13 protein-coding genes are annotated in these 12,747 nt (G+C 72.0%); 5 read left to right on the plus strand and 8 right to left on the minus strand.

What is annotated here, in order from left to right:
• Nucleotides 1-3 precede the first annotated feature (3 nt).
• The 3 genes from BIV25_RS00070 to BIV25_RS00080 form a co-directional block, all read right to left on the minus strand.
• A complete protein-coding gene (locus BIV25_RS00070; RefSeq protein WP_071369971.1) occupies nucleotides 4-1,488 on the minus strand; it encodes an ABC transporter permease in 1,485 nt (494 codons plus the stop codon).
• 138 nt (nucleotides 1,489-1,626) lie between these two features.
• Entirely contained in the window at nucleotides 1,627-2,871 is a 1,245-nt protein-coding gene (locus BIV25_RS00075) for an Ig-like domain-containing protein (protein WP_177235105.1), read from the minus strand.
• Nucleotides 2,872-3,097: 226 nt separating this feature from the next.
• Nucleotides 3,098-3,445 carry a hypothetical protein gene (locus tag BIV25_RS00080; RefSeq protein WP_177235106.1) on the minus strand — a complete coding sequence of 116 codons (348 nt, stop codon included), beginning with the start codon at nucleotides 3,443-3,445 and terminating at the stop codon, nucleotides 3,098-3,100.
• 110 nt (nucleotides 3,446-3,555) lie between these two features.
• On the opposite strand from BIV25_RS00080, the gene BIV25_RS00085 reads away from it, so the two are divergent.
• Nucleotides 3,556-3,903, plus strand: coding sequence for an LAETG motif-containing sortase-dependent surface protein (locus BIV25_RS00085; protein WP_071369973.1), 348 nt, complete (start codon nucleotides 3,556-3,558; stop codon nucleotides 3,901-3,903).
• Between the two features lie 64 nt (nucleotides 3,904-3,967).
• On the opposite strand, the gene hutH is transcribed toward BIV25_RS00085, so the two are convergent.
• The 3 genes from hutH to BIV25_RS00100 form a co-directional block, all read right to left on the minus strand.
• Nucleotides 3,968-5,506: a histidine ammonia-lyase gene (hutH, locus tag BIV25_RS00090; protein WP_071369974.1), complete on the minus strand. Its 1,539-nt coding sequence runs from the start codon at nucleotides 5,504-5,506 to the stop codon at nucleotides 3,968-3,970.
• Between the two features lie 131 nt (nucleotides 5,507-5,637).
• A complete protein-coding gene (locus BIV25_RS00095; protein ID WP_071369975.1) occupies nucleotides 5,638-6,783 on the minus strand; it encodes a GGDEF domain-containing protein in 1,146 nt (381 codons plus the stop codon).
• A 62-nt stretch (nucleotides 6,784-6,845) separates the two neighbouring features.
• Nucleotides 6,846-7,640 carry an enoyl-CoA hydratase/isomerase family protein gene (locus BIV25_RS00100; protein ID WP_071369976.1) on the minus strand — a complete coding sequence of 265 codons (795 nt, stop codon included), beginning with the start codon at nucleotides 7,638-7,640 and terminating at the stop codon, nucleotides 6,846-6,848.
• A 197-nt stretch (nucleotides 7,641-7,837) separates the two neighbouring features.
• Here BIV25_RS00100 and BIV25_RS00105 point away from each other — a divergent pair, with 197 nt between their 5' ends.
• Nucleotides 7,838-8,443, plus strand: a complete 606-nt coding sequence (locus BIV25_RS00105) for a hypothetical protein (protein ID WP_256255483.1) — start codon at nucleotides 7,838-7,840, stop codon at nucleotides 8,441-8,443.
• Here the strand turns inward: BIV25_RS00105 and BIV25_RS00110 are convergent.
• Complete coding sequence (locus BIV25_RS00110; RefSeq protein ID WP_071369977.1) at nucleotides 8,440-9,543, minus strand: adenylate/guanylate cyclase domain-containing protein; 1,104 nt, start codon at nucleotides 9,541-9,543, stop codon at nucleotides 8,440-8,442. The genes BIV25_RS00105 and BIV25_RS00110 overlap by 4 nt on opposite strands.
• 130 nt (nucleotides 9,544-9,673) lie before the next feature.
• Entirely contained in the window at nucleotides 9,674-10,540 is an 867-nt protein-coding gene (locus tag BIV25_RS00115; RefSeq protein WP_071369978.1) for a biotin--[acetyl-CoA-carboxylase] ligase, read from the minus strand.
• A gap of 111 nt (nucleotides 10,541-10,651) precedes the next feature.
• Here BIV25_RS00115 and BIV25_RS00120 point away from each other — a divergent pair, with 111 nt between their 5' ends.
• From BIV25_RS00120 to mmpB, 3 genes are all read left to right on the plus strand, one after another.
• A complete protein-coding gene (locus tag BIV25_RS00120) occupies nucleotides 10,652-12,256 on the plus strand; it encodes an acyl-CoA carboxylase subunit beta (protein WP_071369979.1) in 1,605 nt (534 codons plus the stop codon).
• A 60-nt stretch (nucleotides 12,257-12,316) separates the two neighbouring features.
• The gene (locus BIV25_RS00125) at nucleotides 12,317-12,526 is read left to right on the plus strand and encodes an acyl-CoA carboxylase epsilon subunit (protein WP_071369980.1); all 210 of its coding nucleotides are present in this window, start codon (nucleotides 12,317-12,319) and stop codon (nucleotides 12,524-12,526) included.
• 81 nt (nucleotides 12,527-12,607) lie between these two features.
• A complete protein-coding gene (mmpB, locus tag BIV25_RS52265) occupies nucleotides 12,608-12,736 on the plus strand; it encodes a morphogenic membrane protein MmpB (protein ID WP_256255485.1) in 129 nt (42 codons plus the stop codon).
• Nucleotides 12,737-12,747: the final 11 nt, after the last annotated feature.

A 12,747-nucleotide genomic window follows, 5' to 3' on the forward strand; every position in this document is an offset into this window, starting at 1 on the left:
CCGCTACTCCACCCGCCTCAGCGCGTCCGCCGGCCGCAGCCGCGACGCACGCCACCCGCCGAACGCCCCGGCGACGAGGCCGCCCGCCACCGCGAGGCCCACCGCGAGGACGATCGTCGTGACGCTGACGGGGGCCGTGAGGGCGACTTCCAGGGTCTTCGCGGCCTGCCGGCCCGGGCCGCCGAAGCCGCCGCCACCGCCGCCGAACCCGCCACCGCCGCCGAACCCGCCGCCGCCCGTGCCGCCGCCACCGCCCAGCTGCGCCTGGAGCGTCGGGCTGATGGCCGTGACGGCGTAGGCGCCGGCCAGGCCGAGCGCGATGCCGAGGGCGCCACCGACCAGTCCGTTGACCACGGCCTCGCCGACCACCTGCCGGGTCACCCGGCCCGACCTCCAGCCCAGCGCCTTCAGCGTGCCGAACTCACGGACGCGGCGGGAGACCGCGGACGAGGTGAGCAGGCCCGCGACCAGGAACGCGGCCACCAGCACCGCGATGGACAGCCACCGGCCGACGTTGGTGGCGAGGGAGGAGGCGGTGGACAGCGAGCCCGAGACCGTCTTCGCCAGGTCGGCGGAGGTGGTGACCGTCGTACCCGAGACGTTCTTCTGGATCGTGCCCTTGACGGCGTCGATCTGCTGGGAGTCGGTCGCCTTGACGTAGATCGTGGTGACCTTGTCCGCGTTGTCGCTCAGGGCCTGGGCCTGCTTGAGCGGGATGTACAGGTTGGCCGCCGCGTCGCCGCTGGTGGCCGTCGCGATGCCGATGACCGAGTACTTCACGTTCTTGATGGTCACCGTGGAGCCGACCTTGAGGCCCTTCTCCTTGGCGTACGAGGCGTCGGCGACGGCGACCTTCGCGTCCGTCTCGGACGTGGTGAACGTACGGCCACTCGTGATCTTCGAGGAGGTCAGCGGGCCGAGGTCCGGCTTGGCCACGTCGGTGCCGAAGACCGAGTACTGGTTGACGTCGAAGTTGGCGCCGCCGCCCTTGACCTCGCCCTGCGGCTGGCCGGACTCGCCGCCCCGGCGGAAGCCGCCGCCGGCACCTGCGCCGTTGCCGTTCTGCTGGAACTGGCCGCGGGTGAACTGGCCGCTGACCTTGAGCACCCGCAGGCTCAGCCCGCCCACGGCGGACGAGACGCCCTGCTGGTCGCCGACCTTGGTGACCGTCGAGGAGGCGAGGGTGGTGAAGCCCTGCACCATGACGCGGTCGCTGCTCTGCGTCGAGCTGTCGCCGTCGGCCTTGGCGCCGAACTGGAAGCGCGGCCGCTGCGCGTTCCCGGTGTCGGCGCTCGCCGCCTTGGTCACCGTCATGTCCGTGCCCAGGCCGTACAGCGACTGGAGCACCTTGTTCTGGGCCTGGCCCATGCCACTCGACACGGAGTTGACCACGATGACCAGCGCGATGCCCAGCGCAAGTCCGGAGGCGACGACGAGGGCCGCCTTTCTGCGGCGGCGCAGTTCGCGCCTCAGGTAGGTGAAGAACATGGCCGCAAGCTAGGCACGGTCCGTGATGGCACCTTGAGGCCGGCATAAAAGAAACATGAGAAGGCTGTGTCCCCGTGCCCGGAAACACCGATGCCGCCCCTGGGGGCGGCATCGGAGACAGCTGCTGCGACGGACGGGTCAGACGGCCGAACCGGCCTTCCACTGCGTCCAGTTCATGTTCCAGCCGTTGAGGCCGTTGTCCGGCTGGACCGTCTTGTCACCGGTGTTCTGGATGACCACGACGTCACCGACCAGCGAGTTGTTGTAGAACCACGCGGCCGGCATGTTCTTGTCGCCGGCACCCTTGACGTCCTGGAGGCCGACGCAGCCGTGGCTGGTGTTGACGCTGCCGAAGACGGACGGGGCGCCCCAGTAGTTGCCGTGGATGAAGGTGCCGGAGCTGGTCAGGCGCATGGCGTGGGGCACGTCCTTGATGTCGTACTCGCCCTTGCCGTCGGAGTCGGTGAAGCCGACCGTCGCGCCGTTCATCCGGGTCTGGGTGAACTTCTCCGAGATCACCATCTGACCCTCGTAGGTGGTGTGCTCGGGCGAACCGGCGGAGATCGGGATGGTCTTGACGACCTTGCCGTCCTGCGTGACCTTCATCTGCTTGGTCTTCGCGTCGACGTAGGAGACCTGGTTGCGGCCGATGTGGAAGGTGACCGTCTTCTGCTGGACGCCGTAGACGCCGCTGGCGCCCTCGACACCGTCGAGCGCCAGCTTGAGGGTGACGGTGGAGCCTTCCTTCCAGTACTGCTCGGGCCGGAAGTCCAGGCGGTTGGCGCCGAACCAGTGGCCGACGACCTCCTGGCCGCTGCTGGAGGTGACCGTGATGCCCTTCTGGACGGCCGCCTTGTTGGTGATCGCCTTGTCGAAGTTGACCGACACGGGCATGCCGACGCCCACGGTGGAGCTGGCGTCCGGGGTGTAGGTGCCTATGAAGCTGTTGGCCGGGGAGACCGTGGTGAAGGACGCGTTCTCGTGCGCCACGCGGCCCTCGGAGTCCGTGGCCTCGGCGGCGACCTTGTACGTGGTGGAGCGGTCCAGCTGGGCGGTCGGCTTCCAGCTGTGCTTGTCGGCGGAGAGCTGCCCGGTGACGGCCTTGCCGTCCTGGGTGGTCATCTGCACGCCCGTGAGGGTGCCCTTGGTGACCGTGACGGCGGCGGAGTTGTTGATGGAGGCGTTGTCGGAGCCGTCCTTCGGCGTGATCGTGATCTGCGCCTCGGACGACTTCTTCGCAGCGGCCGCGTCGGCCTTGGCCTGTGAACTGTCGCCGCCGCCGGCGGAGGCCTTGCCGCCGCCGGAACACGCCGAGAGCATCAGCACACTGCCGAGCAGAGCGGACGCGGCCATCAGGCTCCTGCGCCGCTTACTGTCCGTCATCACAAGCTTCTCCATCGTTGCCGAGTCGCGAATCCCCGAGAGTCCCCGTAAGACCTTTAACCTTCAACGCTACGGCCACGTCGTCCCGTTCCGGATCCAGTGGATCTGTGGGGCACACCACGTCCGCGACGGTGCGGCGGGTGCGGGAGGCGGCTCGTGCGCTGTCTGAGACGACGAAACCCCGGACGGCGGTTGCCGTCCGGGGCCAACACTGCCCCCGGGACGCTCAGACCATGCCGTCCACTTCCTCGTCGACGTCCTCCCCATCATCCTCGTCCAGGTCCCAGTCGGGCGAATCAGGGTCGTAGGCGATCCGTTCGCTGGACCAGGACGCCTGCTGGAGCTCCACCCCGGGCACCTCGCTGACCAGGTCGAACGGATCGACGAGATAGGCGAGGGCCTCCGCGGTGTCTTCCGTCACAGCGCTCTCGGCGTGGGCCCGCTCGGCCGCCGGCAGCTCCGGGTCCCGCGCGAGCCGGTCCAGCGCGGCCTTGGCGATCTCGTCCTCGCCGTGCACTTCGAGGACCAACTCCACCCGAAGCCGCACAAAACGTGATGTCTCTTCGTCGCTCATGGCGCGAGCGTACGACCGAAACCTCTCGTGACTTTCCTGTGACCCGCGCCTTTCACTAACATCGCCTCACACGGCCAATTCGCCAGCGTCACAAGGGGGATCGATATTCCGTGCCATCCGCTCGCCGTCCGCTGCTGACCGCCACCGCCGCGGGCACTCTGCTGTGCGCGCTGTGGTTCGTCCCGTCCGCGAACGCCTCGCAGGACTCCCCGGTGGACACCAGGGCCAGAGCGGCCGTGTCCGAGTACTCGTCGTACTCCTCGAAGGAGGTCGCCCGGCAGGCCCGAGCGGTCTCGCGGGCGACCTCGGCGACCGCGCAGGACGCCGCCGACGCCACCGAACTCGCCGACACCGGAAGCCCCGACACGACGCCGTACGTCGTCGGCGGCACCCTCTTCCTCGCCGTGGGCGCCGGATTCGTGGTGTATTCGGTGCGCCGCGAGCGACTGGGTTTCTGAACCGACGACATGACGTGACAACGGGGCCCCCGCACCGGCGGGGGCCCCGTTGTGCTGCCGTCGCCTACTGCAGCGGGCCGGTGACCGACTCGACCGCCGCGACCAGGTGGCCGCCGCGCACGAAGGCGTCGGCCGCGGCGAGGTCGGGCGCGAGGAACCGGTCCGGGCCCGGGCCGCGCACCCCGGCGCCGCGCGCGGCCTCGATGGCGGCCTGCGAGGCGGGGGCCGGGGTCAGGCCCTCGCGCAGCTCTATGGCGCGGGTGGCCGCGTACAGCTCGACCGCGATGACCCGGGTGAGGTTGTCGACGGCGGTGCGCAGTTTGCGCGCGGCCGACCAGCCCATGGACACGTGGTCCTCCTGCATCGCGGAGGAGGGGATGGAGTCCGCGGACGCGGGTACGGCGAGCCGCTTCAGCTCGCTCACGAGCGCGGCCTGCGTGTACTGGGCGATCATCAGCCCGGAGTCGACACCGGCGTCGTCCGCGAGGAACGGCGGCAGCCCGTGGCTGCGGTTCTTGTCGAGCAGCCGGTCGGTGCGGCGCTCGGCGATGGAGCCGAGGTCGGCGGCGGCGATGGCAAGGAAGTCCAGGACGTACGCGACGGGCGCGCCGTGGAAGTTGCCGTTGGACTCGACCCGGCCGTCGGGCAGCACCACGGGGTTGTCGACCGCGGAGGCGAGTTCCCGCTCGGCGACGAGCCGGGCGTGCGCCATGGTGTCCCGGCCGGCGCCGGCGACCTGCGGGGCACAGCGCACCGAGTAGGCGTCCTGGACGCGCGGGGCGTCGTCCTGGTGGTGCCCGGTGAGCTGGGAACCCTTGAGCACGGCCAGCATGTTGGCGGCGGCGGCGCCCTGGCCCGGGTGGGGCCGGACGGCATGCAGCTCGGGCGCGAGCACCTTGTCGGTGCCGAGCAGCGCCTCCAGGCTGAGGGCGGCGGTGACGTCGGCGGACTTGTAGAGGGTGTCGAGGTCGGCGAGGGCCATGACCAGCATGCCGAGCATGCCGTCGGTGCCGTTGAGGAGGGCCAGGCCCTCCTTCTCGCGCAGCTCGACCGGCGCGATCCCGTGCGCGGCGAGCAGCTCACCGGCGGGCCGCACCTGGCCGTCGGGCCCTTCGGCGTCGCCCTCCCCCATGAGCGTGAGCGCGCAGTGGGACAGCGGGGCGAGGTCGCCGGAGCAGCCGAGGGAGCCGTACTCGTGGACGACCGGCGTGATCCCGGCGTTCAGGACGTCGGCCATGGTCTGCGCGACCTCGGGCCGCACACCGGTGTGCCCGGAGCAGACGGTCTTGAGCCGCAGGAACATCAGGGCCCGTACGACTTCCCGCTCGACCCGCGGCCCCATGCCGGCGGCGTGCGAGCGGACGATGTTGCGCTGCAGCTGGGCGCGCAGTTCCGGGCTGATGTGCCGGGTCGCCAGGGCCCCGAAGCCGGTGGAGACGCCGTAGACCGGCTCCGGCTTGGCCGCCAGCGCGTCCACGATCTCCCGGGCCGCGGCCAGGGCCGCCACCGCCTGTGCCGACAGCTCGACGCGGGCGCCGCCGCGCGCCACGGCGAGAACGTCGGACGCCGTCACGCCGGACGTCCCCACCACCACAGTGTGCATATCCATATTCAGGAGCGTACGCACTGAATGCAGTGATGTCACTAGGGTGGATGTCACGAGTGGGGATCGGGAGCGCCCCTTACCGAACCGTACGCCCTCCGCCTCACGCCGCCCGCCTCACACCCTCCGCCTCACGGCCGGCGTCCGCGGAACCGCCGTCGCTCGGCGGGCGCGAGATGCGGCGGCTCGTCCGCCAGCCGTACGACGGGATCCCCGGGCCCCTCCCGCCCCGCCACCACCGGCCGGTCGGCACGCAGGGCCTTCGCCCGGTACTGGGCCGCGTCGGCGAGCCGGAACAGCCGACGGGCGTCACCCACCTCCCCGATGGCGTCCGCGGTCGAGGCGACCCCGCACGCCACCCCCTCCCCCGGCTCCAACTCCCCTGCCCTGCGGCACAGTTCACCGGCGGCCTCGACGACGTCGTCGACAGGCGGCCCGACGGCCAGCAGACAGAACTCGTCACCGCCGAGCCGCGCGGCCAGCGCGCCCGGCACCATCGCCCCGCACAGCGACAGCACCGAGCCGAAGCGCTCCAGCAGCCGGTCGCCGACGGCGTGCCCGAGGGTGTCGTTGACGTGCTTGAGCCCGTTGAGATCACAGACCACCAGGCTGACGATCACGCCCTCGGCGCGGTGCCGTTCGACGGCCTCCTCCAAGTGGACATCCACGGCGCGGCGGTTGGCGAGCCCGGTGAGGGCGTCGGTGAACGCGAGCCGGCGGGCCTCCTCCAGCCGCTCGCTCTGCGCGAGCCCGGCGGCCACCACGGCGGCGAGGACGGTCGCGAACCCGGCGTCGCCGGGACCGAACACAGGAGCCCGCACCCCGCGGGCGACGTACAACTCGCCCCAGGCCCGCCCGTGCAGCACGACGGGGGCGACGACGCAGCACCCGCGCCCCCGCCGGCGCAGGGCGGCGGCCCGGTGATGGAAGTAGCCCGGCGTGCCCGCGGCCGTCCCCTCGGCGGTCTCCACCCAGGCGTTGGCCCCGCCCCCGCCCGCCCACCGCTCGTGCAGGAACTCGGTGATCTCCGGGAACTGGTGCACCGGATAGGTCTCGGCCTCGGGGAACTCCTCCTCGTCCGGCCGCCGGTCCCCCACGTTCACCAGGACCCTGAGCCGCCCCATCCCGCGCTCCCACACGGACAGCGCGGCGAAACCGCCGTCCAGCGCCCGGCAGGCCCCGAGCGCGGCGGCCCGCCACGACTCCGGTGGGGTACGCGCCGCCGCCATGCCCTGCGCCAGCGCGACGACGGCCGCGAGCCGCTTGTCCTCACCCATTACTCCAGGTTAGGGAGGATTTGGGGCAATAGGGACATTGATCTGCCCTGCGCAGCGCCGCTTCACTCCCCGGGCCACTCCGGCTTGCGCTTCTCGTTGAAGGCCGCCACGCCCTCCGCCCGGTCCCCGGAGAACGCCACCGAGCGCCACGCCGCGTCCTCCACCTCCAGCCCGGCCCGCAGATCGAGCCCGTGCCCCAGCCGCAGCGCCCGCTTGGCGGCCCGCAGCCCGACCGGGGAGTTCCCGGCGATCCGCTCGCCCAGCGCCAGCGCCTCCTCCCGGTCCCGCCCCTCGTCCACCAGCCGGTCCACCAGCCCCAGCTCGGCCGCCTCCGCCGCCGCCACCCGCCGGGCCGAGAAGATCAGCTCGGCCGCGCGCGCCGCCCCGACCCGCCGCGGCAGCAACTGCGTACCGCCCCCGCCCGGAATGACGCCCACGGACACCTCGGGCAACCCCACCACCGCCGTACGGTCGGCCACGATCAGGTCGCAGGACAGGGCCAGTTCGAAACCGCCGCCCAGCGCGAACCCGTGCACCGCCGCCACCGTCGGCATGGGCAGCTCCAGCACCCCGGTGTACGCCCCGCGCGTCACCGGCCGCTGGCGCAGCAGGTCCGCGTCACTGAACGAGTTCCGCTCCTTCAGATCCGCCCCGACGCAGAACGCCCGCTCGTGCGAGGAGGTCAGCACCACCACGCGCGCGTCACGGTCGGCCGCCAGCGCCGTACACGCGTTCACGAGCGACCGGGCCATCTCCGTGGAGACGGCGTTCATGGCCTTGGGTCGGTCGAGCACCAGCTCCGCGACCCGCCCGTGCCGTCGCACCAGCACGAACTCCCCGAACCGCTCCTCGCTCATGACACCCTCCGGCTCACGTGTTAACGCGGGTTAACTCCCTGTCGGCCCGATCATCGCAGCCGTACCGGCCCCGGAAAACCCCAGGGGGCTACGCCCGTTCGAGTGACATCCCGCCCGACTCCCCGCACATCACCCACAGGACCGCATAGCGTGCGTCCGCCACGGCACACCCGGGGCGCACGGCGGGGAGGGAAGCCATGACACCGATACGTGCCCAGTTCCGTACGGCCGTCTCCACCACGGAAGCGGAACCGGACGAGGCCACTGCGCCCAGCGGCGTACGACGCGGCCGGCACCGCAAGCCCCGCCCCCGGAAGATGCTCCTCGCGGCCGGCGGCCTGGCCCTGGCCGCCGGCGCGCTGAGCCTGGTCCGCGTGGCCTCCGACGCGGGGGTGGACGCACCGGCCACGGCGGAGGCCGACCCCCGCGCCGCCGGCACGACCGACCACGCGGCGAACACAGCCGCCACGGTCACCGGCTCCCCCACCGCACTGCCCTCGGCAACGGCCGTCATGGGCGGCAGAAGCGCGGCCCCGGCACACACTCACCCGACCGCGGCCCGGCCGGCCCCACCGACGGTCGCCGCGCCGCACCCCACCCCGTCGGCCACCCCACCGCCCACGGCACACACGACACACACGGCACCTTCGCCCGCGGCCCCCACCGCCGCGCACCCCGCCCCCACCACTCCCGCTCCTGCTCCCGCTCCCAGCCGGAGCGGCAAGGACCCGGGCCCGGGCGGACTGTGCGTACCGGTGATAGGCCTCTGCGTCGACAGCCTGGGCGGGCCGGACGGTCCCTAGGGGGTGTCGCGCCGGGCCAGCAGCCAGGGCTCGACCACACCGAGCCCGCGCACCGGCCGCTGCCACATCGGCTGGAGCCCGAAGCGGTACGCCGGCGGCTCCTCGCCCTCCTTCTCGGCGGCCGCCGCGGCCTCGGCCGCCTCCGTCTCCGAGGCGGGCGCCTCACCGGTGCGGATCAGCTCCTCGGCGAAGGCGCTGTCCACCAGCACGGCGTCGCGCGGCGCTATCGAGGTCAGCCGGGAGGCCAGGTTCACGGTCGTACCGAACACATCACCCATCCGGGTGGTGACCGTGCCGAACGCCATCCCGACGCGCAGCTCCGGCATCGTCTCGTCGTGGGCCATCGTCTCGACCAGCCGCAGCGCGATGTCCGCGGCCGTACCGGCGTCGTCGGCCGCGTACAGCACTTCGTCACCGAGGGTCTTGATCAGCCGCCCGCCCCGCGCGGCCACCAGGTCGGCGGCGGTGGTCTCGAACGCCTCGACCAGCTCCCCCAGCTCCTCCTCCTCCATCCGCCGGGTCAGCCGCGTGAAGCCCACGAGGTCGGCGAACCCCACGGCGAGGCGCCGGTCGACCATCTCCTCGTCGTCGGCGGTCTGCACCACCCGCCCGGCGGACGCGGCGAGCTGCCGCCGCCACACGTAGACCAGGAACTCCTCCAGCTCGGGCAGGAGCAGCTCGACGATCGGGTACGTCACCTCGGTGCGGGTCATCCCCGGCTCCGGAGGCTCGGTCAGCCCCTCCAGGAAGGAATCCATCTGCCATTCGGCCAATCGGGCGGTGGTCTGTCCCGTGGACCGCGCCACCTGGACGGCCATGGCCTCGCTGAGCAGCCCCGCCTCCACGAGACCGGCAAGGCGCCGCAGGGCCAGCACATCGGCCTCGGTGAGCGCCTTGGCCTGCCCGATGTCCGCGAACCCCATGGCCCGCCAGAACCGCGACGCCAGCTCCATGGAGACACCGGCGCTACGGGCAGCCTGGAAGGGGGTGTAACGGCGCTCCGCACCCAGGATGAGGTGTTCGAGACGCAGCGCGAGCGGGTCCTCGCCGGAGTCGGCGGCCTGCGGATCCGCTCCGGAGCCCGTGTCGTCGACGGTCACGCCTGCTGCCCTTCCGATCTGTCACGGTCAGATATCGACCGGCCTCAACTCTACGGCAGGTGTGCGCCAGCTCACTCCGTCGGGTTCGGCGGGGAGGACCGTCGCACCCTGCGTTCCGCCGCCGGCCGCGTCACGCAGGCCGCAGATGCACGATGTCCCCCGCGCCCACGGGCTCCTGCACCCCCTCCGCCGTGGCGATGACCAACCGCCCGTCCCCGTCCACCGCGACGGCCTCCCCCACCACCGCCCGGTCCCCCGGCAGCAGCGCCCGCACGCCGCGCCCCAGCGTCGCGCACCCCGCGGCGTACACCTCCTGGAGCCCGCAGGCGGCCGGATCGCCGCCGGCCCCCCGCCACCGCCCGTACCACTCCTCCAACGCCCGCAGCACGGCTCGCAGCAGCGGATCCCGGTCCGTCCCCACCGCCCCGGCCAGCGCCAGCGATCCCGCCTGCGGCACGGGCAGTTCCTCCGCCCGCAGCGAGACGTTGATGCCGACGCCGATGACCACACCGTCCTCGCCCGCCCGTTCCGCGAGGATGCCGCCGGCCTTGCGCTCCTCACCGCCGACCGTGACCAGCAGGTCGTTCGGCCACTTCAGCGCCGTGTCGACACCCGCCGTCCGGGACAGCCCGGTCGCCACGGCGACGCCGGTGAGCAGCGGCAGCCACCCCCACCGGGCCACCGGCACCTCGGCGGGCCGCAGCAGGACGGAGAAGAACAGCCCCGACCGCGGCGGCGCCGTCCACCGCCGGTCCAGCCGCCCCCGCGCGGCGGTCTGCTCCTCCGCCACCAGCACCACCCCCTCCGCCACGTCCCCCGCGGCGGCCCGCGCCACGAGGTCGTTGTTGGTGGACCCGGTGCGCTGCACCACCTCCACCTCGGACCACAGGCCCCCGTCCCGCACCAGGGCGCGCCGCAGCGCACCGGCGTTGAGAGGGGGACGGTCCAGGTCGGACCAGCGGCTGCCGTTGTCGTCTGCTGCATCTCGGGGCGTCATGCAAGCCACCCTAGGTGTGGGAAACGCCGCACTGCTGATCCGTAGGCACGCCACTACGCTACGGATGAGTAATCGTCCCCCCTTTTGAGCAGGCAGGGAGCCGCGATCCCGATGTCCGAGCCGGCAGAGCGCACAGAGATCGACATCCATACGACCGCGGGCAAGCTCGCGGATCTCGAGCGCCGTATTCACGAGGCGACGCACGCCGGCTCGGCACGTGCGGTCGAAAAGCAGCATTCCAAGGGCAAGCTGACGGCCCGTGAGCGGATCACCCTCCTCCTCGACGAGGACTCCTTCGTCGAACTGGACGAGTTCGCCCGCCACCGCTCCACCAACTTCGGCCTGGAGCAGAACCGTCCGTACGGCGACGGCGTCGTCACCGGCTACGGCACCGTCGACGGCCGCCCGGTCGCCGTCTTCTCCCAGGACTTCACGGTCTTCGGCGGCGCCCTCGGCGAGGTCTACGGCCAGAAGATCGTCAAGGTCATGGACTTCGCGCTGAAGACCGGCTGCCCGGTCATCGGCATCAACGACTCCGGCGGCGCCCGCATCCAGGAAGGCGTCGCCTCCCTCGGCGCGTACGGCGAGATCTTCCGCCGCAACACCCATGCCTCCGGCGTGATCCCGCAGATCAGCCTGGTCGTGGGCCCGTGCGCCGGCGGCGCGGTCTACTCCCCGGCGATCACGGACTTCACGGTCATGGTCGACCGGACGTCCCACATGTTCATCACCGGCCCGGACGTCATCAAGACGGTCACCGGCGAGGACGTCGGCTTCGAGGAACTGGGCGGCGCCCGCACGCACAACGCCACCTCCGGCGTGGCCCATCACATGGCGGGCGACGAGAAGGACGCGATCGAGTACGTCAAGCAGCTGCTGTCGTACCTGCCGTCCAACAACCTCTCCGAGGCCCCGGTCTTCCCGGAGGAGGCGGACCTCGCCGTCAACGACGAGGACCGGGAACTCGACACGCTCGTCCCGGACAGCGCGAACCAGCCGTACGACATCCGCACGGTGGTCGAACACGTCCTGGACGACGCCGAGTTCTTCGAGACCCAGGCCCTGTTCGCGCCGAACATGGTCACCGGCTTCGGCCGGGTCGAGGGCCACCCGGTCGGAGTCGTCGCCAACCAGCCGATGCAGTTCGCCGGCTGCCTGGACATCGACGCGTCCGAGAAGGCCGCCCGCTTCGTGCGCACCTGCGACGCCTTCAACATCCCGGTGCTGACCTTCGTGGACGTCCCCGGCTTCCTGCCGGGCGTCGGCCAGGAGCACGAGGGCATCATCCGCCGCGGCGCGAAGCTGATCTACGCCTACGCGGAGGCCACCGTCCCCCTCATCACGGTCATCACCCGCAAGGCCTTCGGCGGCGCCTACGACGTCATGGGCTCCAAGCACCTCGGCGCCGACCTCAACCTGGCCTGGCCGACCGCCCAGATCGCCGTCATGGGCGCCCAGGGCGCGGTCAACATCCTGCACCGCAGGACCATCGCCGAGGCGGAGGCGAACGGCGAGGACCTCGAAGCCGTCCGCGCCCGTCTGATCCAGGAGTACGAGGACACCCTCCTCAACCCCTACGTGGCGGCCGAGCGCGGCTACATCGACGCGGTGATCAGGCCGTCCGACACCCGCGCCCACATCGTCCGCGGCCTGCGTCAGCTGCGTACGAAGCGGGAATCCCTGCCTCCGAAGAAGCACGGCAACATCCCCCTCTAGTCCCTGGTCCCCCCAAGTCCCCTTGGTCCCCGCCAAGCCGTGCTGCCCCTGGGAGCGGTCATGAACATCAAGGTCGTACGAGGCAACCCGACCCCGGAGGAGCTGGCCGCCGCCCTGGCGGTGGTCCGCGCCCGCGCCGCGGTGGCAGCGACAACGCCGCCCGGCGCGAGCGGCCCGAGGGACGCGTGGTCCGACCCGGGCCGGATCGCGGTCCGGCGCGTCCCGGACCCGGGCCCGGCGAGCTGGACGCGCACGTACTGGCCGGCCTGACCTGCCGGCGGACGACACCGGGCGCCAACTTGAGTAGCCGTACTCAGGCGCCCGGCCCGTACCGCACCGCACGCTGGACGAGTGCTCTGGTCAGACCCTGAAGACGAGCCGCCGGAGGAGCTGCGCGAAGCGCAGGACATGCTCCGGCGGCTCGGTCTCTTCATGGCCGTGGCGATGATCCTCGCGATGCTGGTGATCGGCCTGAGGTGAGTAATCTGGCC

The sequence above is a fragment of the Streptomyces sp. MUSC 14 genome, from assembly GCF_001866675.1.
GTDB lineage: Bacteria > Actinomycetota > Actinomycetes > Streptomycetales > Streptomycetaceae > Streptomyces.

What these genes read in the sequence shown, in the direction of transcription:
- BIV25_RS00070 (WP_071369971.1), bottom strand. Translation starts at nt 1,488, where the DNA reads ATGTTCTTCACCTACCTGAGGCGCGAACTGCGCCGCCGCAGAAAGGCG.
- hutH (WP_071369974.1), bottom strand. Translation starts at nt 5,506, where the DNA reads ATGCACACTGTGGTGGTGGGGACGTCCGGCGTGACGGCGTCCGACGTT.
- BIV25_RS00095 (WP_071369975.1), bottom strand. Translation starts at nt 6,783, where the DNA reads ATGGGTGAGGACAAGCGGCTCGCGGCCGTCGTCGCGCTGGCGCAGGGC.
- BIV25_RS00125 (WP_071369980.1), top strand. Translation starts at nt 12,317, where the DNA reads ATGAACATCAAGGTCGTACGAGGCAACCCGACCCCGGAGGAGCTGGCC.
- BIV25_RS00120 (WP_071369979.1), top strand. Translation starts at nt 10,652, where the DNA reads ATGTCCGAGCCGGCAGAGCGCACAGAGATCGACATCCATACGACCGCG.
- BIV25_RS00100 (WP_071369976.1), bottom strand. Translation starts at nt 7,640, where the DNA reads ATGAGCGAGGAGCGGTTCGGGGAGTTCGTGCTGGTGCGACGGCACGGG.
- BIV25_RS00075 (WP_177235105.1), bottom strand. Translation starts at nt 2,871, where the DNA reads ATGACGGACAGTAAGCGGCGCAGGAGCCTGATGGCCGCGTCCGCTCTG.
- BIV25_RS00115 (WP_071369978.1), bottom strand. Translation starts at nt 10,540, where the DNA reads ATGACGCCCCGAGATGCAGCAGACGACAACGGCAGCCGCTGGTCCGAC.
- BIV25_RS00105 (WP_256255483.1), top strand. Translation starts at nt 7,838, where the DNA reads ATGACACCGATACGTGCCCAGTTCCGTACGGCCGTCTCCACCACGGAA.
- BIV25_RS00080 (WP_177235106.1), bottom strand. Translation starts at nt 3,445, where the DNA reads ATGAGCGACGAAGAGACATCACGTTTTGTGCGGCTTCGGGTGGAGTTG.